25 protein-coding genes are annotated in these 23288 nt (G+C 59.7%); 9 read left to right on the top strand and 16 right to left on the bottom strand.

Going from position 1 to position 23288, the window contains the following annotated elements; translation table 11 throughout:
* Positions 1 to 72: 72 nt before the first annotated feature.
* The 3 genes from AC1Z24_RS01205 to exbB are packed head-to-tail and all read right to left on the bottom strand — an operon-like array spanning position 73 to position 2225.
* Positions 73 to 816 carry an energy transducer TonB gene (locus tag AC1Z24_RS01205; protein ID WP_483744255.1) on the bottom strand — a complete coding sequence of 248 codons (744 nt, stop codon included), beginning with the start codon at positions 814 to 816 and terminating at the stop codon, positions 73 to 75.
* The gene (gene exbD / locus AC1Z24_RS01200; RefSeq protein WP_259101449.1) at positions 813 to 1238 is read right to left on the bottom strand and encodes a TonB system transport protein ExbD; all 426 of its coding nucleotides are present in this window, start codon (positions 1236 to 1238) and stop codon (positions 813 to 815) included. Before exbD ends, AC1Z24_RS01205 begins: the two co-directional genes overlap by 4 nt.
* 3 nt (positions 1239 to 1241) lie before the next feature.
* Positions 1242 to 2225 (bottom strand): tonB-system energizer ExbB, encoded by a 984-nt coding sequence (exbB, locus tag AC1Z24_RS01195; RefSeq protein WP_483744254.1) that lies wholly within the window; start codon positions 2223 to 2225, stop codon positions 1242 to 1244.
* 210 nt (positions 2226 to 2435) lie between these two features.
* Between exbB and AC1Z24_RS01190 the strand changes: the two genes are divergently transcribed.
* Complete coding sequence (locus AC1Z24_RS01190) at positions 2436 to 3287, top strand: NAD-dependent epimerase/dehydratase family protein (protein WP_483744253.1); 852 nt, start codon at positions 2436 to 2438, stop codon at positions 3285 to 3287.
* A gap of 128 nt (positions 3288 to 3415) precedes the next feature.
* Here the strand turns inward: AC1Z24_RS01190 and AC1Z24_RS01185 are convergent, their stop codons facing one another.
* From AC1Z24_RS01185 to AC1Z24_RS01160, 6 genes are all read right to left on the bottom strand, one after another.
* Positions 3416 to 4150, bottom strand: coding sequence for a hypothetical protein (locus AC1Z24_RS01185; RefSeq protein ID WP_483744252.1), 735 nt, complete (start codon positions 4148 to 4150; stop codon positions 3416 to 3418).
* 56 nt (positions 4151 to 4206) lie between these two features.
* The gene (locus AC1Z24_RS01180) at positions 4207 to 4587 is read right to left on the bottom strand and encodes a RidA family protein (RefSeq protein WP_259101443.1); all 381 of its coding nucleotides are present in this window, start codon (positions 4585 to 4587) and stop codon (positions 4207 to 4209) included.
* A 24-nt stretch (positions 4588 to 4611) separates the two neighbouring features.
* On the bottom strand, positions 4612 to 6717 hold the full coding sequence (gene spoT / locus AC1Z24_RS01175) for a bifunctional GTP diphosphokinase/guanosine-3',5'-bis pyrophosphate 3'-pyrophosphohydrolase (protein ID WP_259101441.1): 2106 nt from the start codon (positions 6715 to 6717) through the stop codon (positions 4612 to 4614).
* A gap of 60 nt (positions 6718 to 6777) precedes the next feature.
* Positions 6778 to 7041: a DNA-directed RNA polymerase subunit omega gene (gene rpoZ, locus AC1Z24_RS01170; protein ID WP_259101440.1), complete on the bottom strand. Its 264-nt coding sequence runs from the start codon at positions 7039 to 7041 to the stop codon at positions 6778 to 6780.
* 132 nt (positions 7042 to 7173) lie between these two features.
* Complete coding sequence (gene gmk / locus AC1Z24_RS01165; RefSeq protein WP_259101439.1) at positions 7174 to 7794, bottom strand: guanylate kinase; 621 nt, start codon at positions 7792 to 7794, stop codon at positions 7174 to 7176.
* Positions 7795 to 7806: 12 nt separating this feature from the next.
* Positions 7807 to 8670, bottom strand: a complete 864-nt coding sequence (locus tag AC1Z24_RS01160) for a YicC/YloC family endoribonuclease (protein WP_483744251.1) — start codon at positions 8668 to 8670, stop codon at positions 7807 to 7809.
* A gap of 372 nt (positions 8671 to 9042) precedes the next feature.
* Between AC1Z24_RS01160 and rph the strand changes: the two genes are divergently transcribed.
* Positions 9043 to 9765, top strand: coding sequence for a ribonuclease PH (gene rph, locus AC1Z24_RS01155; RefSeq protein WP_413298012.1), 723 nt, complete (start codon positions 9043 to 9045; stop codon positions 9763 to 9765).
* A gap of 26 nt (positions 9766 to 9791) precedes the next feature.
* Positions 9792 to 10160 (top strand): DUF4870 domain-containing protein, encoded by a 369-nt coding sequence (locus tag AC1Z24_RS01150; protein ID WP_483744250.1) that lies wholly within the window; start codon positions 9792 to 9794, stop codon positions 10158 to 10160.
* 125 nt (positions 10161 to 10285) lie between these two features.
* On the opposite strand, the gene AC1Z24_RS01145 is transcribed toward AC1Z24_RS01150, so the two are convergent.
* Entirely contained in the window at positions 10286 to 11065 is a 780-nt protein-coding gene (locus tag AC1Z24_RS01145) for an exodeoxyribonuclease III (RefSeq protein WP_259101429.1), read from the bottom strand.
* 82 nt (positions 11066 to 11147) lie between these two features.
* On the opposite strand from AC1Z24_RS01145, the gene pyrE reads away from it, so the two are divergent.
* On the top strand, positions 11148 to 11789 hold the full coding sequence (pyrE, locus tag AC1Z24_RS01140) for an orotate phosphoribosyltransferase (protein WP_483744249.1): 642 nt from the start codon (positions 11148 to 11150) through the stop codon (positions 11787 to 11789).
* Positions 11790 to 11812: 23 nt separating this feature from the next.
* A complete protein-coding gene (locus tag AC1Z24_RS01135) occupies positions 11813 to 12418 on the top strand; it encodes a DUF4124 domain-containing protein (RefSeq protein ID WP_483744248.1) in 606 nt (201 codons plus the stop codon).
* A 126-nt stretch (positions 12419 to 12544) separates the two neighbouring features.
* On the opposite strand, the gene argB is transcribed toward AC1Z24_RS01135, so the two are convergent.
* From argB to coaBC, 4 genes are all read right to left on the bottom strand, one after another.
* Positions 12545 to 13450 carry an acetylglutamate kinase gene (gene argB, locus AC1Z24_RS01130; protein ID WP_259101421.1) on the bottom strand — a complete coding sequence of 302 codons (906 nt, stop codon included), beginning with the start codon at positions 13448 to 13450 and terminating at the stop codon, positions 12545 to 12547.
* A gap of 29 nt (positions 13451 to 13479) precedes the next feature.
* Positions 13480 to 16062, bottom strand: coding sequence for a phosphomannomutase/phosphoglucomutase (locus tag AC1Z24_RS01125; protein WP_483744247.1), 2583 nt, complete (start codon positions 16060 to 16062; stop codon positions 13480 to 13482).
* An 87-nt stretch (positions 16063 to 16149) separates the two neighbouring features.
* On the bottom strand, positions 16150 to 16605 hold the full coding sequence (gene dut / locus AC1Z24_RS01120) for a dUTP diphosphatase (RefSeq protein WP_483744246.1): 456 nt from the start codon (positions 16603 to 16605) through the stop codon (positions 16150 to 16152).
* A gap of 6 nt (positions 16606 to 16611) precedes the next feature.
* On the bottom strand, positions 16612 to 17820 hold the full coding sequence (gene coaBC, locus AC1Z24_RS01115) for a bifunctional phosphopantothenoylcysteine decarboxylase/phosphopantothenate--cysteine ligase CoaBC (RefSeq protein ID WP_483744245.1): 1209 nt from the start codon (positions 17818 to 17820) through the stop codon (positions 16612 to 16614).
* A gap of 135 nt (positions 17821 to 17955) precedes the next feature.
* On the opposite strand from coaBC, the gene radC reads away from it, so the two are divergent.
* The gene (gene radC / locus AC1Z24_RS01110; protein ID WP_483744244.1) at positions 17956 to 18630 is read left to right on the top strand and encodes a RadC family protein; all 675 of its coding nucleotides are present in this window, start codon (positions 17956 to 17958) and stop codon (positions 18628 to 18630) included.
* A gap of 152 nt (positions 18631 to 18782) precedes the next feature.
* Here the strand turns inward: radC and AC1Z24_RS01105 are convergent, their stop codons facing one another.
* The gene (locus AC1Z24_RS01105; protein WP_483744243.1) at positions 18783 to 20360 is read right to left on the bottom strand and encodes an ABC transporter substrate-binding protein; all 1578 of its coding nucleotides are present in this window, start codon (positions 20358 to 20360) and stop codon (positions 18783 to 18785) included.
* Between the two features lie 363 nt (positions 20361 to 20723).
* Here AC1Z24_RS01105 and rpmB point away from each other — a divergent pair, with 363 nt between their 5' ends.
* Entirely contained in the window at positions 20724 to 20957 is a 234-nt protein-coding gene (gene rpmB / locus AC1Z24_RS01100) for a 50S ribosomal protein L28 (RefSeq protein WP_007920377.1), read from the top strand.
* 11 nt (positions 20958 to 20968) lie between these two features.
* Entirely contained in the window at positions 20969 to 21124 is a 156-nt protein-coding gene (gene rpmG / locus AC1Z24_RS01095) for a 50S ribosomal protein L33 (protein WP_062379766.1), read from the top strand.
* Between the two features lie 76 nt (positions 21125 to 21200).
* Here the strand turns inward: rpmG and AC1Z24_RS01090 are convergent, their stop codons facing one another.
* Positions 21201 to 21566, bottom strand: a complete 366-nt coding sequence (locus tag AC1Z24_RS01090; RefSeq protein WP_483744242.1) for a cupin domain-containing protein — start codon at positions 21564 to 21566, stop codon at positions 21201 to 21203.
* Positions 21567 to 21785: 219 nt separating this feature from the next.
* Here AC1Z24_RS01090 and AC1Z24_RS01085 point away from each other — a divergent pair, with 219 nt between their 5' ends.
* Positions 21786 to 23279 carry an aldehyde dehydrogenase gene (locus AC1Z24_RS01085; protein WP_483744241.1) on the top strand — a complete coding sequence of 498 codons (1494 nt, stop codon included), beginning with the start codon at positions 21786 to 21788 and terminating at the stop codon, positions 23277 to 23279.
* Positions 23280 to 23288: the final 9 nt, after the last annotated feature.

The following is a 23288-nucleotide window of genomic DNA, read 5'->3' as shown; positions in this document are numbered from 1 at the left end:
GTTTTACATCAAAAGGACATTTGAGAGCAGTTGTTGCCGTTTCAATGCAGCCCACTGAAACGGCAACAGCCCCTAACGGTGATCCAGGGAGTAAACGAACGGTGCCAGAATCTCGATAGTGCCGTTGTTCAGATCTTCCTTCGGCGGTTTGGGCACCGGCTGGGCGCGACGGATCATCTCCAGCGTGGCTCGATCCAGGACCGGGCTGCCGGAGCTGCCAGCGATCGAGTAAGACACCACGTTGCCTTCGGCATCAACGACGAAGCGCAACCGGGCAATCCCTTGCGTACCACGCCGACGAGCATCTTCCGGATACTTCTTGAACTTGCTCAGATGGCGCAGCAAGTCACCCTGCCAGCTTGGCAAGGCGCTGCTCGGCGGCGCCGGTGGCGCAGCCTGGGGCGCAACCGGTTTGGTCGGCGTTGGCGGCGCAGGAGGCGTATCCACAGGCGTTTCTTCAGCCGGCTTTTCCTGAGGCGGCTCAGGCTTCTTCTGCGGCTTGGGTGGCTGCGGTTTCGGCTTGGGCTTTGGCACCGGCTTGGGAATGGCGATTTCCGGCTTCGGCGCCTCGACCAGCTTGGGCATGGGCGGTTCTTCCACCGGCGTCGGCGGCGTTGGCGGTTGAACGACCTTGGGCGGTGGTGGCGGCGCAGGCTCCGGTATCGGGGCCAACTCGACCATCATGGGCGCCGGAGGAAGTTCTACGGCCTGGGTAGTCGGCCAGCGAAGCGCCAGGAGAATCGCAACGGCGTGAATCAACAGCACCACAATCAGGCTGCCGGTATAGCGCGTCATTTGTTGGCGCAACGTGATCATTTCTTGCCAGCCGTCTCGAGGCCCACCAGACCGACTTTCAGATAGCCCGCAGTGCGCAGGGTATTCATCACGTCCATCAGGTCGCCGTAGTCGACACCCTTGTCAGCCTGGAAAAAGATCGTGGTGTCCTTCTTGCCATGGGTCTTGGCATCCAGCACGGCGCCGAGTTGCTCACGGGTGACCTTGTCGTCGCCCAGATACAGGTTCTGGTCCGCCTTGACGCTGAGGAACACCGGTTTCTCGGGCCTGGGTTGCGGCTTGGCGGTGGAAGCGGGCAGGTCGACCTTTATATCGACCGTGGCCAAGGGCGCCGCCACCATGAAGATGATCAGCAACACCAACATCACGTCGATAAACGGCGTTACGTTGATTTCGTGGTTTTCGGCGAGATCATCGCCACCTTCGTTTAAATGCAGGCCCACGGCTCAGCCCACCTTGACCATGTGCGGTTGTTCTTTGCGCTCTGGTGGCAGGTGATCCAGGTCGCGGCTGACCAGCAGCAGAACCTGTGCCGATGCATCGGAAACCTGAGCCTTGTAGCCAGCAATGGAGCGCGCGAAAACGTTGTAGATGACGACCGCAGGAATGGCCGCAACCAGACCCAGGGCAGTTGCCAGCAGGGCTTCGGCGATGCCCGGCGCAACGACGGCCAGGTTGGTGGTCTGGGTCTTGGCGATACCGATGAAGCTGTTCATGATGCCCCAGACCGTACCGAACAGCCCCACGAATGGTGCGGTGGAACCGATGGTGGCGAGAACGCCAGTACCGATGCTCATGTTGCGGCCACAGGCAGCGACCAGACGCTCCAGACGGAAGCTGACACGCTCCTTGATACCTTCACGCTCACGGCTGTTGACCGACAGGCGCATTTCTTCCATGGCATCCTGCACCAGCAGGTGCGCCAGGGTGCCTTCGCGGCTGGCATGTTCACTGGCCTCATTAAGAGTGCGGGAGCGTTTGAGCAGGGCGATGTCCTTGCGCAGACGACGCTTGGCGCCGATCAGCTCGAAGCCCTTGGCGATCCAGATGGTCCAGGTCAGGATCGAGGCAATGGCCAGACCGATCATGACCGCTTTCACAACGAGGGCGGCGTTCTGGTACATGCCCCATGGCGACAGGTCATGGGCCATGCCGAGGCTGTTGGCGCCTTCTTCCGGCAAGGCTTGCAGGGTTTCGACAGGTGCAGCAGCCGTTGCGCCAGGTGCAGCGGTCGGCGCAGCAACTGGAGCACCCCCAGTAGCCACTGGTGCTGCTTCGCTATGGACAGCAGGTGGTGTAGTGGTGGTCGTCTCATCGGCCAGGGCAACAGGTGCGAGCATCATGCTCAGCACAAGAGCTGCGATACCACCCCAGGCGCGACGAGCGCTGGGTAGCTTGGTTGGCGAAGCGAAGGATTGAATACGTGTCATGCTGGCCTGACCTGAGGAGATGAAAGAGGGCTTCGTTCCGTCCATCACGCACTGCCTGGACGCACTGAGAGAGAACAAATGGTGCGGCATTATTGCAAGTAATTCTTGTTAACAAAAGCATTACGCCTTTTTTTTAGCGTTTTCCTACGTTGATCGGAAGACTTTCTCTTCGCTCCGATCGCAAAAATCGACCTTTACCGGAGAATCGAAATGTCTGCCCCTTCCGTGCTGATCGCTGGCTGCGGCGATATAGGAAGCCGTCTGGCCCGGCAGTTACAACCCCACGACTGGCTCGCTTACGGCCTGCGTCGCAACATCGCGCAGCTGCCCGAAGGGGTTCGCGGCGTCGCTGGCAACCTGTTCGATACACAAATCCCCGCCGACTGGCCGACCGGCAGCATCGATTACCTGGTGTATTGCGCCACCCCGACCGAGCGCGACGAGGCGGGCTACCGGGCCGCCTATGTCGACGGCCTGCGACATGCGCTGGATTGGTTGCAACACAATGGGCAAAAACCACGAAGGGTCATTTTCGTCAGCAGCAGCAGCGTGTACGGGCAACAACATGGCGAGTGGACCGATGAAACCTCGGTGACCACGCCCGGCGGCTTTTCCGGCCAGATCATGCTTGAGGCCGAACAGACCGCGCTGAACAGCGGCTTGCCTGCCAGCATCGTGCGCCTTACCGGAATCTATGGGCCTGGGCGCAGCGATCTATCCAATCGGGTGCGCCAGGGCTACAGCGTCGCCAGCGAGCCGCCACTCTACGCCAACCGCATCCACGCCGATGACGCAGCCGGGCTGCTGGCGTGGCTGTTATTGGCCGATGCCAAGGGAGAAGTGCTGGAAGACATCTATATAGGTGTCGACGACGAGCCTGCGCCGCTGGCCGAAGTCGTGGACTGGATGCGTAAGCGGTTGAATGTCACGCAATGGGCCGAAAACAGCACCCTGCGCCGCACGGGCAGCAAACGTTGCAGCAACGCCAGGGCCAGAGCGACAGGCTGGGTGCCGCAGTATCCGAGTTATCGCGAGGGGTATGCGGCTTTGCTCAAGGACTGACCCGGTGGGACCGGCTTTAGCCGGGAAGAGGCAGGCATGATCGATACCTATCTATCGCCTGCAATGTAGTCTTCCCGGCTAAAGCCGGTCCCACCCCCCCATTCCAGGTCGAAGATTGGAGCGGTCGGTCAGTTGCGCTCAAGCAACCAGCGACGATTGCCCGGATGCAGTTCGGGCATGTCGTTCTCCGCGGCCTTGTTCAGCGCCTGGAAAATCTCCAGTTGCTTGCCCTTGCGCACGAAGATCCATGGATTGCCTTGCTCGTTCTTTTCCAGCCACATGCTGTCGTATTCGCCGCTCATGGACGCACAGTCGCCAGCCAGACACAGCGCATAGCGATCATTTTCCGGCAGGCCCTGCACGCTGCCGTCAGGCATGAACTGCACGGTGCTGCCCTGGCCGTCGCCACTGACGATGGTCCATTTGCCGCCCAGGTAGGCACCATACAAGGCCCGTTCGAAACTGGCGCCAACCGGCGCACCGGCAGGGGCTGGGTCCTTGGGTGGCTGAAAATGCTGTTCGGGACCAGACTCACTGGCGGCCTGGATCAGTTCGTCACCCTTGATACTCAACTCATCGGAGTAGTTGTAGTAGTCGACGTGCACCTTGCCGTTGGCAACGCTGGTGATCTTGCCTTCAACCAACTCGAAACCATTGGTGTAAGTCACCTGGCTCGCCTTGGTATTGATATGCCATTCCAGATTAGGCCCATTGGCTAGCAGCGCCTGACGCAGATTGTCGCCCTTGGCGGCAGCATCGATCGCAGCCTGGTTGATCCAGGTGCCATCGGGGGAACGATTGCTGTGGCTGGCGCAGCCGCTCAGGACAGCGGCCAGCAGTGAGAGGGCGAGCGCAAAGCGCATAACAGAGTCCTTCCTAAGCGGGAGGGCGCAACGACGCAAGCGTTGCGCCTGGGGATTTATTCGAGAACCAGAATCGCGTCCATCTCGACTTGAGCGCCACGCGGCAACGCAGCAACGCCGATAGCGGCGCGGGCCGGGTACGGCTGTTCGAAGTATTTGCCCATGACTTCGTTGACCTTGGCGAAATGGCTCAGGTCAGTCAGGAAGATGTTCAGCTTGACGATGTCCTTGAACGAACCGCCTGCCGCCTCAGCCACAGCCTTGAGGTTTTCGAAGACCTGAACGGTCTGGGCTTCGAAGCCTTCGACCAGCTCCATGGTTTTCGGGTCCAGCGGAATCTGCCCGGACATGTACACGGTATTGCCAGCCTTGATCGCCTGGGAATAAGTGCCGATGGCCGCCGGGGCGTTGTCGCTGCTGATAACGGTCTTGGACATGAAAAACTCCTGTTGGGCTTTGGGCTACGCGCGCATGCGGGTGATGCGGATGACGCCGGTCAGGGCGCGCAGTTTCTTGATCACGCGGGCCAGGTGCACGCGGTCGTGCACGCTGACCACCAACTGGACCACGCTGATACGACCATCGCGCTCGTCCATGCTGATTTTTTCGATGTTGCCGTCGGCGGCGTTGACGCTGCTGGCCAGCAGGGCGATCAGGCCACGCTGGTGCTCAAGCTCGACGCGCAGTTCGACATTGAACTCGCCCGTGACGTCCTTGGCCCACGACAACTGAATGCACTTTTCCGGGTTGTGACGGATTTCGCTGATGTTGCGGCAGTTGTCCAGGTGCACGACCATGCCCTTGCCCGCCGACAGGTGGCCAACAATCGGGTCGCCCGGGATCGGAGTGCAACATTTGGCATAGCTGAGCACCAACCCCTCGGTACCGCGAATCGCCAGGGGACCTTCGGTACTCGGCAGCTGATCGCCTTCGCCAAGCAGGCGACGGGCCACCACGTAGGCCATGCGATTGCCCAGGCCGATGTCTTCGAGCAAATCTTCAATAACCTCGACCCGGTACTCGGCCAGGACTTGCTGGACTCGCTCGCCCGGAATTTTTTCCAGGCTGCTGTCGAAACCGTTCAGGACCTTGTTCAGCAGACGCTCGCCCAGGCTGATGGATTCCGAACGGCGCTGCAGCTTGAGGGCATGGCGAATATGGGTGCGTGCCTTGCCGGTCACGACGAAATTGAGCCAGGCCGGATTCGGCCTCGCCCCCGGCGCACTGACGATTTCGACGGTCGAGCCGCTTTGCAGCGGTTCAGACAACGGCGCCAGACGACGGTTGATGCGGCAGGCGATGCAGCTGTTGCCAACGTCGGTATGCACCGCGTAAGCGAAGTCCACCGCCGTGGAGCCTTTGGGCAGCTCCATGATCCGGCCTTTTGGTGTGAAGACGTAAACCTCGTCCGGGAACAGGTCGATCTTTACGCTCTCGATGAATTCCAGAGAGTTGCCGGCTCGCTGCTGCATTTCCAGCACGCCCTTGACCCACTGACGGGCACGGGCATGAGTGCCTTTGGGCTGCTCATCGTCACTGGACTTGTACAGCCAGTGTGCGGCGATGCCGTTGTTGGCCATCTCTTCCATTTCCTTGGTGCGGATCTGGATCTCGATGGGCACGCCGTGCATGCCGAACAGCGTGGTATGCAGCGACTGGTAGCCGTTTGCCTTGGGAATCGCGATGTAATCCTTGAAGCGTCCCGGCAGCGGCTTGTACAAATTATGTACAGCACCGAGCACGCGATAGCAGGTATCGACCTTGTCGACGACGATCCGGAACGCATAGACGTCCATGATCTCGTTGAAGGCCCGGCGCTTGCCGCGCATCTTCTTGTAGATGCCGTACAGATGCTTTTGCCGCCCGCTGACTTCGCCCTGGATTTCGTCTACCGCCAGGCAGTGGCTCAGGGACTCTTCGATCTTGTTGACCAGTTCCTTGCGGTTACCGCGGGCGCGCTTGACCGCCTGATAGATGCGCGAGGAGCGCATCGGATACATGGCCTTGAAACCCAGGTCCTCGAACTCGATACGAATGGCATGCATACCCAGCCGGTTGGCGATGGGCGCATAGATTTCCAGGGTTTCCTTGGCGATGCGTCGGCGTTTTTCGCCGGACAGCACTTCAAGGGTGCGCATGTTGTGCAGGCGGTCGGCCAGCTTAACCAGAATCACGCGAATGTCCCGCGCCATGGCCATGGCCATTTTCTGGAAGTTTTCGGCCTGGGCCTCGGCCTTGGTCTCGAAGTTCATCTGGGTCAGTTTGCTGACCCCATCGACCAGTTCGGCCACAGTTTCGCCGAACTGCGCACAAAGCGCTTCCTTGGCGATACCGGTGTCTTCGATCACGTCGTGCAGCATGGCGGCCATCAGGCTCTGATGGTCCATGTGCATGTCGGCAAGAATATTCGCGACCGCGAGCGGATGCGTGACGTAGGCCTCACCGCTGCGGCGGCGCTGACCATCGTGGGCTTGCTCGGCGTAGAAATACGCTCGGCGGACCAGATTGACTTGGTCGTGGCCGAGGTAGGCCGACAGGCGATCGGCGAGAGCGTCTATGCTCGGCAAGATAAGACTCCTTGCCGATGGCTTGTGCTCTGCGCCGTACTACGTCGACACGGCATAGGCTTAGAGAGCCTCGTTGGACTCGTCCTCGAACGCCGCGAACAATGGTTCATCTTCAACGATTTCAGCTTCTGCGATTACAGCGTAATCCATCAGGCCAGCAGCGATTTCGCGCAGCGCCATAACGGTAGGCTTGTCATTTTCCCACGCCAGCTTTGGTTCTTTGCCGCCGGTTGCCAGTTGACGAGCACGCTTGGTAGAGAGCATGACCAGCTCAAAGCGGTTATCGACGTGTTCCAGGCAGTCTTCAACGGTTACGCGGGCCATGGGTATTCCTCGTAGCAAATGCGGATGCGCGATGCCCGGATGGGCGAGCGGACTCGATAGTTTACAAGCGGACAGGTGCAAGCTTCAAGCGGCAAGCCACAAGCGGTCGGGTTTTCGCAACCTTCAGCAGGTTCAGGCGAGCAATTCGCTGAGCAGATTGCTGAATTGTTGCTGCTGATGCGGCTGGGTCAGACGGTTGGCGCGGAAAATCGCCTTGAGGTCTTCCAGGGCACTGGCGAAATCGTCGTTGATCACCACGTAGTCATACTCGACGTAGTGGCTCATCTCGCTGACCGCCTCACGCATGCGCCCCTCGATGATGTCATCGCTGTCCTGGCCACGGTTGGTCAAGCGCTGGCGCAGGGCCTGCTGGGTCGGCGGCAGGATGAAAATCGAACGGGCATCCGGCATGACCTTGCGAACCTGTTGCGCACCCTGCCAGTCGATTTCCAGAATCAGGTCGTGACCTTCATCCAGAGTCTGCTGCAGACGGCTTTGCGAGGTGCCGTAGAGATTGCCGAAGACTTCGGCCTGCTCAAGGAAGTCACCATGCTCGATCATCCAAACGAACTGGGTGCGATCGACGAAGTGATAGTTCACCCCATCGGCTTCGCCCGGGCGCATGGCGCGAGTGGTGTGGGAAACCGAAACGCGGATCTGCGGCTGCGCGTCGACCAGAGCCTTGACCAGGCTGGTCTTGCCTGCGCCCGAAGGTGCGGAAACGATGTACAGGGTGCCGGTGCTGTGGGTCATGTAGGGGTAGCCTTACTCAATGTTCTGCACTTGTTCACGCATCTGCTCGATCAACACCTTGAGGTTGACCGCAGCCTGGGTGCTGCGCGGGTCGAAGGCTTTGGAGCCTAGTGTATTGGCTTCGCGGTTGAGCTCTTGCATCAGGAAATCCAGGCGACGCCCGGCCTGCCCGCCAGCCTTGAGCACCCGGCGCACCTCGGTGACATGGGTGCTCAGGCGATCAAGCTCTTCGGCGACATCGCTTTTCTGCGCCAGCAGGACCATTTCCTGCTCAAGACGCAGCGGATCGAGCTCGGCCTTCATGTCGGCAAAGCGATCCAGCACTTTCTGCCGCTGAGCCGCCAGCATCTGCGGCACGAGGGTACGCAAGGTAGCGACCTCTGCCGAGATCGAAACCAACCGTTCGTCGAGAAGTTTAGCCAGATCGGCGCCTTCACGACCACGACCGAGCTTGAGTTCGGTCAGCGCATCGTTGAACAGCTCCATCGCCTCGACATTCAGGGCCTGGGGATCGCTGGCATCAGCTACCAGAACGCCTGGCCAGGCCAGCACTTCCAGCGGGTTGAGCGCGGCTGGCTGCTTGATCAGGCTGGCGACGATTTCCGCCGCCGCCACCAGTTGCGTGGCGCGCTCGCGATCGACCTGCAACGGCTTGCCTGCGGTTTCTTCAGTAAAGCGCAGGGTGCATTCGACCTTGCCCCGGGACAACCCCTGGCGCAGCGCCTCGCGCACGGCACCTTCGAGATCGCGAAACGATTCCGGCAGCCGCAGGTGCGGTTCGAGGTAGCGATGATTGACCGAGCGTAGCTCCCAGCTCAGTGTGCCTTGAACGCCTGCCCGTTCTACTCGGGCAAAAGCCGTCATGCTGTGCACCATGGGAAGTCCCTCTTGAATGCGTTTAAGAGCGCTGCCGCAGGCGATGCCTTGCCGATTGAACGTCATGAATAGCTGACAGGCTGCGAAGGCGCAGGATTGTAGCGCAGAGCGGCACAGGCTCCCAATCCGACAGTGCGACAGATAAGTCATGGTCGCGTCTGCCAGCTCGAAAACACACCGCAAAGCCCCGTTATTGAGCTTCGGCAACAAAATGAAACCAAGTCGCCGACTTTTAGACATGCCCTATAAAGGTTGTGACCCTGGGGCTTGATGCCGGTTCAGACATACCGCCGCACAGCCCGCGGCTCGCGCTGTAACAGCATCCGCCCTTATAATGGTCGGCAGTTTTCCGTCCCAGTACAGGTATCCCAGATGAAACGTCCAAGTGGTCGCGCCGCCGATCAGCTCCGCTCGATCCGCATCACCCGCAACTACACCAAACACGCCGAGGGTTCCGTACTGGTCGAGTTCGGTGACACCAAAGTCATCTGCACGGTCAGCGTCGAAAACGGCGTTCCGCGTTTCCTCAAGGGCCAGGGCCAGGGCTGGCTGACTGCGGAATACGGCATGCTGCCCCGCGCTACCGGCGAGCGTAACCAGCGCGAAGCCAGCCGTGGCAAGCAAGGCGGGCGTACGCTGGAAATCCAGCGCCTGATCGGCCGCTCCCTGCGCGCAGCACTGGACATGTCCAAGCTGGGCGATATCACTCTGTACATCGATTGCGATGTGATCCAGGCCGATGGCGGCACCCGAACCGCCTCCATCACTGGCGCCATGGTGGCCTTGGTCGACGCGCTGAAAGTGATCAAGAAACGTGGCGGCCTAAAAGGCGGCGACCCGCTCAAGCAAATGATCGCCGCCGTTTCGGTGGGCATGTATCAGGGTGAGCCGGTCTTGGACCTGGACTACCTGGAAGACTCGGCTGCCGAGACCGACCTCAACGTCGTGATGACCAGCACTGGCGGCTTCATTGAAGTCCAGGGCACCGCTGAAGGCGCGCCGTTCCAGCCTGCGGACCTGAACGCGATGCTGGCTCTGGCACAAAAAGGCATGACCGAGATTTTCGAGCTGCAACAAGCCGCACTGGCCGACTGAATCAATGCACACAGGGAGTTGCAGTAATGAGTGACAGCCAAACGCCGATACCCACTCCCAGCGCGGAAATCCGTCAATGGGCGATGTTCTGTCACCTGGCTGCCTTCCTGGGCCTGGTCCTGCCGTTCGGCAACCTGATCGGGCCACTGATTCTGTGGCAGATGAAAAAGGAGACCGATCCTTTTATTGATGCCCAGGGCAAGGAAGCCCTGAATTTCCAGATCACTGCATCCCTGGCTATCGCCGCCAGCATCCTGCTGATCGTGGTGATCATCGGTGTCCCGCTGTTGTTGCTGATCGGCATCGGCGCGACCGTGCTGACCATCATCGCCGCGATCAAGGCCAATGACGGTTTGTCGTATCGCTATCCGTTTTGCTGGCGGCCGGTGAAGTAACCATGTGCTTACCGTAGGAGCGGCTTCAGCCGCGAGCACGTTGCTCGCAGCTAAAGCCGCTCCTACGGATTCCAGACATAAAAAAGCCGACTCAACGTCGGCTTTTTTGTGGGCGGTGTCTGTAATCAGATGGTCAACGTCCAGTCATAATCCACAATCAGCGGCGCATGCTGCGAAAAACGCGGCTGACGCGGCAGACGCGCGCTGCGTACGAAGCGACGCAGGCCAGGGGTCAACAACTGATAGTCGAAGCGCCAACCCAGATTGAGCATTTCAGCCTGTTCGTTATCCGGCCACCAGCTGTACTGATCGCCTTCACGACTGACTTCGCGCAAGGCATCGACATAACCCATATTGCCGACAATCTCGTCCATCCAGGCACGTTCCGGCGCCAGGAAGCCCGGAGACTGCTGGCTGTCACGCCAGTTCTTGATGTCGAGCTTCTGCTGCGCAACATACAGCGAGCCACAATAAATGTACTCGCGACGTTTACGCCGTTGCTTGTCCAGATACTTGCCGAAGTCGTCCATCAACTTGAATTTCTGATTCAAGTCTTCGTCACCGTTCATACCCGACGGCAACAACAACGTTGCAATACTGAGCTTGTCAAAATCTGCTTGCAGGTAACGCCCGTAACGGTCGGCTGTTTCAAAGCCCAGGCCGCTGATAACCGCCTTTGGCTGCAACCGAGAGTAAAGCGCCACGCCACCTTGTGCGGGAACTTCAGCCTCGCAGGCATAAAGGAAGTAGCCGTCCAGTTGGAAGGCTGGGTCGTCCAGTTCAAAGGCGGAGGCGCGGGTGTCCTGAAGACAGATGACGTCGGCATTCTGAGCTTGCAGCCAACTGAGCAAACCACGCTCGACTGCGGCTTGAATGCCATTTACGTTCACACTGATGATCCGCATAAATGGCCCCAAAAATCACGTGCGTGTATGATACCCGAGCTCTACCTAATTAGCTAAATCCGTGCTATCCGGGACTTTTTTCATGCAAGCGTATCAGCGCGATTTCATCCGTTTTGCCATCGATCGCGGCGTTTTGCGCTTCGGTGAGTTCACTCTCAAGTCCGGGCGCACCAGCCCTTACTTCTTCAATGCCGGCTTGTTCAACAGTGGTTCTGCACTGGCACAACTGGGTCGTTTTTATGCGGCGGCCGTGGTTGAAAGCGGTATTTCCTTCGATGTCCTGTTCGGCCCGGCCTACAAGGGCATTCCCCTGGCAGCCGCGACGGCCGTGGCTTTGGCGGAACAGCATCAGGTCGATACACCCTGGTGTTTCAACCGCAAGGAAGCCAAGGCCCACGGCGAAGGCGGCAGCCTGGTCGGCGCACCACTGAGCGGCAATGTGCTGATCATCGATGACGTGATTACCGCCGGTACTGCGATTCGTGAAGTCATGCAGATCATCAATGACCAGGGCGCCACCGCCGCTGGCGTGCTGATCGCGCTCAATCGCCAGGAACGCGGCAACGGCGAGCTGTCAGCCATCCAGGAAGTCGAACGTGATTTCGGCATCCCGGTCATCAGCATCGTGTCGCTGACTCAAGTCCTGCAATTCCTGACCGATGATCCACAATTGAAGCAACACCTTCCTGCCGTTGAGGCCTATCGGGCGCAATACGGGATCTAAGTCTGTAAAGCCCTGGGGTTCTTATGCGTAGATTGAGCGTCATCGGCCTGTCTCTTTCCTTGGGCCTGTGCTCGTCACTGGGGGCCTGGGCGGAAGAAAAGGCACCGGAAGTCCTGTTGTATCGATATATCGATGACAAGGGCGTCACCGTGCTGGACCGCCAGGGCGTGCCGCCTGAGTATTCGGGCAAGGGCTACGAAGTGCTCAATCAACGAGGTCGCGTGGTACAGGTCGTGCCACCGGCGCCGACACCCGAAGAGATCCGCGCAGCCGAGGCAGCCAAGATACAGGCCAGTGCCGACGCGCAATTGCTGCATCTGTACAGCAACGTTGATGATGTTGATCGTGCCAAGGCGCGCAAGCTGGCCGAGCTGGATGGGCTGGTCAACATGACCCAGGGCAACCTCAAGGGCGTCACCAACCAGCAGAGCAGCCTGCAAAGCCAGGCAGCTGATCAAGAACGCGCCGGGCGCCCGGTGCAACAGCAGTTGCTCGATCAACTCAATGATCTGCGCGAACGTCAGCAAGCCCTGCAAGCCGATATCGCCCGCTATCAGGCAGCTCGCAGGCAGGCCGAGGCCAGCTTTGCGGTGGATCGAGGCCGAGTGCAGAAACTCACGCAACAGTAGCTGATAAAACGTGCCTTACGTTGGAACGGATTTTTGTAGGCCTGTTTTTTGATTGGGCGATGGCGTGGAGTAAAAAAAGACCTCACCGGCAAAACCGGTGAGGTCTTTTTCATTCAGCCAACCGAATCAGTGACGTTTGCGATTGCTGATCAGGGTACCCACACCGGTATCGGTGAAGATTTCCAGCAGCACCGCGTTCGGTACCCGGCCATCGATGATGTGCGAGGTGGTCACGCCACCCTGGACCGCTTCCAGCGCACAACGGATCTTCGGCAGCATGCCGCCGTAGATGGTGCCGTCGGCGATCAGGCTGTTGACCTGTTCAGTGGTCAGGCCGGTCAATACGTTGCCTTCCTTGTCCATCAGGCCGGCGATATTGGTCAGCAGCATCAGTTTCTCGGCCTTCAGGGCCTCGGCAACCTTGCCCGCCACCAGATCGGCGTTGATGTTGTAGGACTCGCCATTCGGGCCGACACCAATTGGCGCAATGACCGGAATGAAGTCGCCCTTGACCAGCATGTTCAGCAGATCGGTGTTGATGCCGACCACTTCGCCGACCTGCCCGATATCAATGATTTCAGGCTTGGTCATTTCCGGTGTCTGGCGCGAAACGGTGAGTTTCTTCGCCCGGATCAGCTGTGCATCCTTGCCGGTCAGGCCGATGGCGCTGCCGCCATGACGGTTGATCAGGTTGACGATGTCTTTGTTGACCTGCCCGCCCAGGACCATTTCCACGACGTCCATGGTCTGGGCATCGGTCACGCGCATGCCGTCGATGAAGTGACTCTCGATGGACAGACGCTTGAGCAGGTCACCGATTTGTGGGCCCCCGCCGTGAACCACCACCGGATTGATGCCTACCGCCTTCATCAGCACGATGTCGCGCGCGAAGCCGGTTTTCAGCTCCTCGCTCTCCATGGCGTTGCCGCCGTACTTGATGACCAGCGTCTTGCCGACAAAACGGCGGATATAAGGCAACGCTTCGGACAATACCTTGGCGGCGTTGGTAGCGGCATCACGTTCGAGGGTCATTCAGGGCTCCAGTCAAAAAAACAAATCAATCAGAAAGGTATTTCAAGATCCGGTGCAACGAGCTTCAGTTGGGTGCGGAATACGTCCTTGATCCGTTCCAGTTCATCCTCGGTCTCGGCTTCGAAGCGTAATACCAGTACCGGCGTGGTATTGGAAGCACGAACCAGACCCCAGCCTTTCGGGTAGTCGACGCGAACACCATCGATACTGGTCAGGTTGGCATTACCCCACTGCGCATCGCGCTCCAGAGCCTCGATGATGGTGAACTTGGTGACATCGGTGACCTTGATGTTGATCTCAGGCGTGGAAACGTCGTTCGGGAAAGTCTCGAACAGCTCTTCGGCGCTGAGGGTTTCCTGGCTAAGGATTTCCAGCAGGCGCGCGGCGCTGTAGATACCGTCGTCGAAACCGAACCAGCGCTCTTTGAAGAAAATGTGGCCGCTCATTTCCCCGGCCAGCAGCGCACCGCTTTGTTTCATCTTCTTCTTGATCAGCGAATGACCGGTCTTCCACATCACCGGACGGCCACCGTATTCCTGGATCAGCGGGATCAGGCGACGAGTGCATTTCACGTCGAAGATGATATCCGCACCCGGATTACGTTTTACGACATCACGGGCAAACAGCATCAACAGGCGGTCGGGGTATACGACGCTGCCGGCGTTGGTCACGACACCTACGCGGTCGCCGTCGCCGTCGAAGGCCAGGCCCAGGTCGGCGCCGCTTTCCTTGACCTTGGCGATCAGGTCCTCGAGGTTTTCCAGCTTGCCCGGATCCGGGTGATGGTTCGGAAAGTTGCCGTCGACGTCACAGAACAGCGGGATCACCTCGCAGTTCAGCGCCTCGATCAGTTGCGGCGCGATGACACCGGCCGCGCCGTTGCCGCAGTCCACCACCACTTTCAGGCGACGGGCCAGGGCGATGTCCTTGGTAATTTCCTCGAAATACGGCTTGAGGATATCGACCTTGGTCACACTGCCCTTGGCGGTCGGCAGGTTGTTCTGTTTGATGCGGTCGTGCAGGGCCTGGATCTGCTCATTGGCCAGGGTGTCGCCCGCAATGACGATCTTGAAGCCGTTGTAGTCTTTCGGGTTGTGGCTGCCGGTCAGCATGACACCGGTCTTGCCCGCCAGCACATTGGCGGCGTAGTACAGCGCAGGTGTCGGCACCAGACCGACGTCGCTGACAGCGCAGCCGCTGTCATGCAGGCCCTGGATCAATTTGCTGACCAGCTCCGGGCCGGACAGGCGACCGTCGCGACCGACGCAAACGTTCGGCTCGCCCTGCGCCAGGCTTTGGGCACCAATGGCGCGGCCGATCCAGTAAGCGGTTTCAGCGCTCAACGTATCGCCGACAACGCCGCGAATGTCGTAGGCACGGAAGATCGTCTCGGGAAATTCGGGGGCAATGGATACTGTGCTGTTCATGGCGTGGGAGTGCTCCGAGCTCAGGATGTCCTGATGTTCATCGAGAAAGTCGATATCGAAAATATCGGTATTTTGAAACAGCGGATCGGTCCACCCGGCGCTCTCGGCGGCGGGCTCGACCGGTGCTGAAATAACGTTTGCCGTAAAGCCGGATACAGGCTCGGACTCCTCGACTGGCGCTGCGCTCGTGGTCGGCACCACGGGCTTGCTGGCAGGCGAAAAACGGGCGAGTACCTGAGCCAGGCCATTAAGGGCCGCAAGGCTCAAACCGAAGGGTTTGACGGCATTTCCGGTAGAGAGTTCGGCAACCATCTGCTCCAGTTGTCGGGCGTCGTCGCAAACGCGCCGATGCAGCGCCCGTTCATTGAAGCGCAGGCCCAGGACAACGCCGCCCAGCGCAACCAGCGCCGCCAGCAGCAGAAACAGCCAGGACGGCTCGGTTTGCAGCACCGGACCGGGGGTAAATTCCAGCCGCCAGTTGGCGTAAGCCGTTTCGAAACGCAACGGGCGACTGCCATTCGCCTGGCCGCGCTGTGCCAGCACCTGGGCCGGGCCATCGCCAAACTGCTGGATCAGTTGCACGAAACCGGTACTTGCCGGGATCTCAGGCAAGGCGTTGAGCAGACGCTGCTGATCGTATGCCAGCAGCAGCGTGCCGCTGACGGGCGAGCCTGGAGCAGTGCGCAGCGGCGCAGCGCTGTAGATCATCCAGCGCTCGCCCACTTTGCGCGCTTCCGGTGCGACAGTCTGGCCCTGAGCCGCCTTGCCGAGCATATCGAGGGTGGCGAAGCTGATCGGCAAGGCCGCCTGGTTATCGACCTCACTCATGCCCGGCGGATTGATTCGCGCAGCTATAACACCGCCCGAAAATTTCAACGACGCCAATGCCGCCGCGGACGTATTGGCATCCTGCAGCAGGGCAGGGTTGGCAGCGGCCGCAAGGGTGTCAGCACCGATCTGCTTGAGCGCAAGGCTCACGGCACTGGCCTGGCTATTGCCCCAGCCTTGCTCCAATTCGCGCTGATGCAGCGGATCGACAAACGCGAGCCAGACCAGTATGCCCGCCGCAGCCAGGCCGAGCGCAGCGGGGATCAGTCCGCGTACAAGGCCGGACAGGCTCGCCGCTGGTAGCTGATGGTGATCAGGTTTCGCTGCTGCCTTGGTCTTGCGCTGATTACCCTTCACCAACTCACTCTCCGGTTACTCATCCTGAATCTGGCTCTGGTCCTTTACGGAATGGCGCAGAAAATTGGCGTGTCGACGTAGCAAGGATCAGTGGCTGCCGGAATGGCCAAAGCCGCCTGCACCACGCTGGCTTTCGTCGAATGTTTCCACCAGCTCGAAGTGCGCCTGCACCACCGGCACCAGCACCAACTGGGCAATGCGCTCGCCGACAGCAATGTTGAAAGCGGTCTGCCCGCGGTTCCAGCAGGAAACCATCAGCTCGCCCTGATAATCGGAGTCGATCAGACCGACCAGGTTGCCCAGCACGATGCCGTGCTTATGCCCCAGGCCCGAGCGCGGCAGGATCATTGCCGCCAGGCCAGGGTCGCCGATATAGATCGACAGCCCGGTGGGGATCAGCAGGGTCTGGCCCGGCTCCAGTACGGTGTCTTCCTTGAGCATTGCGCGCAGGTCGAGACCGGCGGAACCAGGAGTAGCGTAGCTGGGAAGCGGGAAGTCGGTGCCAATGCGAGGGTCGAGGATTTTGGCTTGTAGAGCATGCATTCGTGATTAAACCTGGTTCATACGGTCGGCGATAAAAGTGATCAGCTGGCGGGCAATCTTGGCCTTGCTGGTCTGGGCAAAGAGCGTTGCATGCAAGGCTCGGTCGATCACGCTGCAAGCGTTTTCCTCGCTGTTGAAGCCGATGCTGGGGTTGGCCACATCATTGGCGACGATCAGGTCGAGGTTCTTGTCCTTGAGCTTGCGTGCAGCATAGTCAAGCAGATGTTCGGTCTCGGCGGCGAAACCGACGCTGAAAGGGCGGTCAGGGCGAGTAGCGATGGTGGCAAGAATGTCCGGGTTACGGACCATTTGCAGCAACAGGCCGTCACCGTTTGTAGGGTCTTTCTTTAATTTGTGCGGGGCGATGACTTCCGGGCGGTAGTCCGCTACCGCAGCCGAGGCGATAAAAAGATCGCACGGAATCGCCGCCTCACAGGCCGCCAGCATGTCGCGAGCGCTGACCACATCGACCCGCGTTACCCGATCGGGGGTTGCTAGGTTGACCGGGCCGGTGATCAGGGTCACCCGCGCGCCAGCCTCAACCGCCGCTTCGGCCAAGGCAAAGCCCATTTTCCCGGAGCTGTGGTTGGTGATGTAACGCACCGGATCGATGTTTTCCTGAGTCGGCCCGGCGGTGATCAGCACATGCTTGCCGGTCAGGATCAGGCGCTGGAAGCAGTCGGAGGCCAGTTGCGCCAGATCGTTGGCTTCGAGCATGCGCCCAAGCCCCACGTCGCCGCAGGCCTGACTGCCGCTGGCCGGGCCAAACACGCGGAAGTCGCGCTCTTCCAGCAGGCGGGTGTTGGCCTGCACGGAGGGATCGCGCCACATGGCCTGGTTCATCGCCGGAGCAATGGCGACCGTGGCATCGGTAGCCAGCACGATGGTCGTCAACAAGTCGTTGGCGATGCCTTGGGCCAGGCGTGCGATCAGGTCGGCGGTGGCCGGAGCGATCAGGATCAGATCGGCCCATTTGGCCAGTTCGATATGGCCCATCGCAGCTTCGGCGGCGGGATCGAGCAAATCCATGTGTACGGGGTGCCCGGAAAGGGCCTGCATGGTCAGAGGAGTGATGAACTCGGCGCCGCCGCGGGTCATGACCACCCGCACTTCCGCACCCTGGTCGCGCAAACGGCGAACCAGCTCAGCGCCTTTGTAGGCTGCGATGCCGCCGCCGACGCCGAGAACAATGCGTTTCCGATACAGCCGCTGCATAGGCCTGCCTTTTGGGTCAAGTGAACACGCGACGCCCATGACGCCTCCCCAGGCCCGGTCGTCGCGTAAAAAAGTTGGGCTACGATATCACAGCGTCCGCAGCGGAGCAGCGGCGCGCCCACACATGGAGGTGTTATGAGTATTCGCAACTGGCCCGCGGCGGAACGGCCCCGGGAACGATTATTGGAACTGGGGGCGGGAAGCCTCTCTGACGCAGAACTGCTGGCGATCTTCCTGCGCACCGGCGTGGCCGGAAAAAGCGCGGTAGACCTGGCGCGTCATCTCTTGAATGAATTCGGCAGCCTGCGAGTGTTACTGGATGCGGACCTGCAAGCTTTCAGCAGCCACCTGGGCCTGGGGCCGGCCAAGTTCGCGCAGTTACAGGCGGTGATGGAAATGTCCCGACGTCATATGGCCGAAAACCTGCGCCGGGATTCCGCCCTGGAAAGCCCGGACCAGGTCCGACATTACCTCAAGGCCCAATTGCGTGACGAGCCTCATGAAGTGTTCGCCTGCCTGTTCCTTGACAACAAACATCGAGCAGTGAACTTCGAAGTCCTGTTTCAGGGCTCGATCAATCAGGCTTATGTGCATCCCCGGCAGGTGGTCAAACGCGCCATCGCCAACAACGCCGCCAGCCTGATCCTTTGCCACAACCATCCTTCCGGCGTCAGCGAACCGAGTCAGGCCGACATCGAACTGACCCGACGGCTTAAAGACGCCTTATGGCTGGTTGATGTGAAAGTGCTGGATCACCTGATCATCGGCGATGGAGAGCCGCTGTCGATGGCGGAGCGTGGGTTGATCTGAATCTGTGGAACCGACTGCCTGTGGCATTGACTCTCTGTGGGACCGGCTTCAGCCGGGAAGGCGTCGGCAGGATCGATACATTTCTATCGTCGGTACTGCCGCCTTCCCGGCTAGAGCCGGTCCCACAATTACGCCAGAATCCCGCAGCGCTGTTATTTAACGGTCACCTTGGAAAAATCCTGCCGACCAAACGGGCTGACTTCATAGCCGCTGACATTCTTGCGCGTCAGGGTCGCCGCCGTCGGGTGCGCCAGTGGCAGCCACAGGGCCTGTTGCTGGATTTGCGCCTGGGCCTGGTGGTACAGCTTGCTGCGCTGCGCCTGATCGGCGGTGGCTTTGCCCGCGCTGATCAGCTTGTCCAGGCCTTCGTCGCAATAGCGGGCAAAGTTAGTCCCGGATTTGACTGCAGCGCAGGAAAACTGCGGCGTCAGGAAGTTGTCCGGGTCGCCGTTGTCGCCCGCCCAGCCCATGAACAGCAGATCATGCTCGCCCGCCTTGGCGCGACGAATCAGCTCGCCCCACTCGATCACTTTGATTTCCGCCGTGATGCCGACGGCTTTCAGGTCAGCCTGCAACAGCTGTGCGCCCAGATTTGGATTAGGGTTGAGCAGGCTGCCCGACGGGCGGGTCCAGATAGTGGTCTTGAAGCCATCCGGGAGCCCGGCCTTGGCCAGCAGCGCCTTGGCTTTGGCGACATCATGCGGATAGCCCGGCAGGTCCTTGGCGTAGCTCCAGGTATTGGGCGGATAAGGACCGTTGGCGGCGGTGGCCGTACCCTCGAAGACCGCCTTCAGGTAGTTGCTCTTGTCGAAGGCAAGGTTGATGGCCTGCCGTACCTCAGGCTTGTCCAATGGCGGGTGCTGGCTGTTGATCGCGACAAATGCAGTCATGAACGCCTCGTTCTTCTCGACCTTCAGCGCCGCATCCTTGCTTGCAGCCTCGACGTCCAGCGGCTTGGGCGACAGGGCAATCTGGCACTCGTTCTGGCGAATCCGCTGCAGCCGCACGTTGGCGTCAGGGGTAATGGCATACACCAGCGCATCGACGCCCGGCTTGCCGCCGAAGTATTCCGGGTTGGCCTCGTAGCGCACCACAGCGTCTTTCTGGAAGCGCTTGAACACGAACGGCCCGGTGCCGATCGGCTGACTGTTGAGCTTCTCCGGCGTGCCGGCCTTGAGCAACTGGGCAGTGTATTCAGCCGAATAAATAGAAGCGAAGCCCATGCTCAGAGTGGCGAGGAAGGTCGAATCCGGGTGATCGAGGACAAAGCGCACAGAATGAGCATCGGGCGCTTCGATATTCTTGATAAGTGCAGGCAGCTGCATCGACTGGGCATGGGGGAAGCCGCTCTGGGCGACTTTGTGCCACGGATTGGCCGGATCGAGCATGCGCTGGAAGCTGAAGACCACGTCGTCAGCAGTCAGCCCGCGGCTCGGCGTGAAGTAATCGGTATGATGAAACTTCACATCCGGGCGCAACTTGAAGTCGTAAGTGAGACCATCCGCCGATACCGTCCAGCTTTGGGCCAGGCTCGGCACCAGTTTGCCGCTCTTGGCATCGAACTCCACCAGACGGTTCATCAGCACATCCGCCGAGGCGTTGGTGGTGGTAAGAGAGTTATACTGCACCACATCGAAACCTTCGGGGCTGGCTTCGGTGCAGACGCTCAAGGTGGTGGCTGCCTGGGCCAGCAGCGGGGCGAATAAAAACGGTAATACGGCGAGACGCATGGCGATATTCCTGTTCAGAAAGGGCCCCATCTGCTCGCGCAGTCTGGTGAGGAGCTAACCCTAGACCATGCGTCGACCCATAACAATCGTTACCGTGCGACGAATGGTCAGTTAGCCATTATCCCCTGCGGGCCTGTCTATCCCGGCTCATCGGGGCCTCGACAGAAAACTAATCGGGGATGATTGTTGTAGGTCAAAAGCCTTTCTGGTATAAAGCAGCGCTCTTTTCTAGGGGCCCGGTTCCTTCACTGTAGGTGTAGCCGGTAAGACCCTTAAAGAAACGCGGCGCCTGGCGCCAAATGACTGAGAGATTAAGCGGCCAACCCATGCCGGGTTGGGCATGTGGTTTTAGAGGGCTGAGGCATGTCGAGAGTATGTCAAGTTACCGGTAAGGGTCCGGTAACCGGGAATAACATTTCCCACGCAAACAACAAAACCCGTCGTCGTTTCCTGCCAAACCTGCAGCATCACCGCTTCTGGGTTGAAGAAGAGAAACGTTTTGTTCGTCTGCGCGTATCTGCTAAAGGCATGCGTATCATCGACAAGCGTGGCATCACTGTAGTGCTCGCTGAACTCCGTCGCGACGGCAAAATCTAAGGGAGAATGTCATGCGTGAATTGATCCGTTTGGTGTCGACCGCTAACACCGGTCACTTCTACACCACCGACAAGAACAAACGTACTACTCCGGACAAAATCGAAATCAAAAAATTCGATCCGGTAGCACGTAAGCACGTGATCTACAAAGAAGCCAAAATCAAGTAATTGATTTTTCTTCTATAAAAGAGGCCCGCTTCGAAAGATTCGGGCCTTTTTTATTGGCTTTGAAACACTGCTACTGCTACTGCGACTTCGCCTCGAACACCACGTAGATCTTGCGGCACGCTTCAAGCACTTCCCAGGTGCCCTTGAACCCTGCAGGGATCACGAAACGGTCCCCCGCGCGCAAGGTCTTGGCGCCGCCGACTTCATCCCTGAGGACCGACACGCCCTGTACGATCTCGCAATATTCATGCTCGGTGTAATTGACCCGCCACTGCCCGACCTCACCCTCCCAGACGCCTGCATTGAATTGGCCGCAGGGGCTGTTGTAGTGGTTGTAGAGGGTCTGCTGGGGGTCACCCTTGAAGATTTTTTCAGGCGAGGGCCGGGAATGCTCGGGGGCGATACCCGGCTTGCTGAAGTCGACAATCGCTTCGATATCCATCGTTTGATTCCTCTGCCGTAAGCACATGGACCTTTGACGAGGCCACCGGGCATTAGTGCCTCGGCGAGCCGGAAAAGACCGTTGAATAAATCGAACATCACAGCCTGATCCAGGCGACATGTGTCAAATATATTGGAATTTGCCCAACCCCTGGTTTAGGGTGGTGAGTACGCTTGCACCGCTGGATGCATATCTAAACACCAACAGGAGGACGTTCGGATGACCACTTTGACTCAGGCTGACTGGGAAAAACGCGCCCGGGAATTGCAGATCGAAGGCCGCGCCTTCATCCATGGCGAGTACACCGCCGCCGCTGACAACGCCACGTTCGACTGCATCAGCCCGGTCGATGGCCGTCTGCTGGCCAAAGTGGTCAGCTGTGATGCCGCCGACGCGCAGCGCGCCGTCGAAAGCGCCCGCCGCACCTTCGACTCCGGCGTCTGGTCGCGCCTGGCTCCGGCCAAACGCAAGGCGACCATGATCCGCTTTGCAGGCCTGCTCAAACAGAATCTCGAAGAGCTGGCCCTGCTCGAAACCCTCGACATGGGCAAGCCCATCAGCGACTCCCTGGGTATCGATATCCCCGGCGCCGCCAATGCCCTGGCCTGGAGCGGTGAGGCCATCGACAAACTGTATGACGAAGTCGCCGCCACACCCCACGACCAACTGGGCCTGGTGACCCGCGAGCCTATCGGCGTCGTCGCCGCCATCGTGCCATGGAACTTCCCGCTGCTAATGGCCAGCTGGAAACTGGGCCCGGCCCTGTCCAGCGGTAACTCGGTGGTGCTCAAACCGTCGGAAAAATCGCCACTGACGGCCATCCGCATCGCGCAACTGGCCATTGAAGCCGGAATCCCTGCTGGCGTGCTCAACGTGCTGCCGGGCTACGGTCATACAGTCGGCAAGGCCCTGGCCCTGCATATGGATGTCGACACCGTGGTCTTCACCGGCTCGACCAAAATCGCCAAGCAACTGCTGGTGTACGCCGGTGAGTCGAACATGAAGCGCGTCTGGCTCGAAGCCGGTGGCAAGAGCCCGAATATCGTGTTTGCCGATGCCCCGGATCTGCAGGCCGCCGCCGAATCGGCCGCCAGTGCCATCGCCTTCAACCAGGGCGAAGTCTGCACCGCCGGTTCGCGCCTGCTGGTCGAGCGCTCGATCAAGGATAAATTCCTGCCCATGGTGATCGAGGCACTGAAAGCCTGGAAGCCGGGCAATCCTCTGGATCCGGCCACCAATGTCGGCGCATTGGTCGATACTCAGCAAATGAACACTGTGCTGGGCTATATCGAAGCTGGCCACGCCGACGGCGCCAAACTGGTCGCGGGCGGCAAGCGCATCCTGCAGGAAACCGGCGGCACCTATGTCGAGCCGACGATTTTCGACGGCGTCAGCAATGCCATGAAGATCGCCCAGGAAGAGATTTTTGGCCCGGTACTGTCGGTACTGACTTTCGACAGCGCCGAAGAAGCTATCAGCATCGCCAACGACACACCTTATGGCCTGGCTGCGGCAGTGTGGACTGCCGACCTGTCCAAGGCTCACCTGACCGCCAAGGCCCTGCGCGCCGGTAGCGTATGGGTTAACCAGTACGATGGCGGCGACATGACGGCACCCTTCGGCGGCTTCAAGCAGTCGGGCAACGGTCGCGACAAGTCCCTGCATGCCTTCGACAAATACACCGAACTGAAGGCAACCTGGATCAAGCTGTAACGGTCCGCT

The organism is Pseudomonas sp. JL23 (assembly GCF_056933585.1).
The sequence above is the reverse complement of the archived record's forward strand: the minus strand, read 5'-3'. Positions and strand labels throughout refer to the sequence as shown.

Coding starts and splice junctions, on each gene's coding strand:
- AC1Z24_RS01205 (WP_483744255.1), bottom strand. CDS start 816: ATGATCACGTTGCGCCAACAAATGACGCGCTATACCGGCAGCCTGATT.
- exbB (WP_483744254.1), bottom strand. CDS start 2,225: ATGACACGTATTCAATCCTTCGCTTCGCCAACCAAGCTACCCAGCGCT.
- AC1Z24_RS01190 (WP_483744253.1), top strand. CDS start 2,436: ATGTCTGCCCCTTCCGTGCTGATCGCTGGCTGCGGCGATATAGGAAGC.
- AC1Z24_RS01185 (WP_483744252.1), bottom strand. CDS start 4,150: ATGCGCTTTGCGCTCGCCCTCTCACTGCTGGCCGCTGTCCTGAGCGGC.
- AC1Z24_RS01180 (WP_259101443.1), bottom strand. CDS start 4,587: ATGTCCAAGACCGTTATCAGCAGCGACAACGCCCCGGCGGCCATCGGC.
- rpoZ (WP_259101440.1), bottom strand. CDS start 7,041: ATGGCCCGCGTAACCGTTGAAGACTGCCTGGAACACGTCGATAACCGC.
- gmk (WP_259101439.1), bottom strand. CDS start 7,794: ATGACCCACAGCACCGGCACCCTGTACATCGTTTCCGCACCTTCGGGC.
- AC1Z24_RS01160 (WP_483744251.1), bottom strand. CDS start 8,670: ATGGTGCACAGCATGACGGCTTTTGCCCGAGTAGAACGGGCAGGCGTT.
- rph (WP_413298012.1), top strand. CDS start 9,043: ATGAAACGTCCAAGTGGTCGCGCCGCCGATCAGCTCCGCTCGATCCGC.
- AC1Z24_RS01150 (WP_483744250.1), top strand. CDS start 9,792: ATGAGTGACAGCCAAACGCCGATACCCACTCCCAGCGCGGAAATCCGT.
- AC1Z24_RS01145 (WP_259101429.1), bottom strand. CDS start 11,065: ATGCGGATCATCAGTGTGAACGTAAATGGCATTCAAGCCGCAGTCGAG.
- pyrE (WP_483744249.1), top strand. CDS start 11,148: ATGCAAGCGTATCAGCGCGATTTCATCCGTTTTGCCATCGATCGCGGC.
- AC1Z24_RS01135 (WP_483744248.1), top strand. CDS start 11,813: ATGCGTAGATTGAGCGTCATCGGCCTGTCTCTTTCCTTGGGCCTGTGC.
- argB (WP_259101421.1), bottom strand. CDS start 13,450: ATGACCCTCGAACGTGATGCCGCTACCAACGCCGCCAAGGTATTGTCC.
- dut (WP_483744246.1), bottom strand. CDS start 16,605: ATGCATGCTCTACAAGCCAAAATCCTCGACCCTCGCATTGGCACCGAC.
- coaBC (WP_483744245.1), bottom strand. CDS start 17,820: ATGCAGCGGCTGTATCGGAAACGCATTGTTCTCGGCGTCGGCGGCGGC.
- radC (WP_483744244.1), top strand. CDS start 17,956: ATGAGTATTCGCAACTGGCCCGCGGCGGAACGGCCCCGGGAACGATTA.
- AC1Z24_RS01105 (WP_483744243.1), bottom strand. CDS start 20,360: ATGCGTCTCGCCGTATTACCGTTTTTATTCGCCCCGCTGCTGGCCCAG.
- rpmB (WP_007920377.1), top strand. CDS start 20,724: ATGTCGAGAGTATGTCAAGTTACCGGTAAGGGTCCGGTAACCGGGAAT.
- rpmG (WP_062379766.1), top strand. CDS start 20,969: ATGCGTGAATTGATCCGTTTGGTGTCGACCGCTAACACCGGTCACTTC.
- AC1Z24_RS01090 (WP_483744242.1), bottom strand. CDS start 21,566: ATGGATATCGAAGCGATTGTCGACTTCAGCAAGCCGGGTATCGCCCCC.
- AC1Z24_RS01085 (WP_483744241.1), top strand. CDS start 21,786: ATGACCACTTTGACTCAGGCTGACTGGGAAAAACGCGCCCGGGAATTG.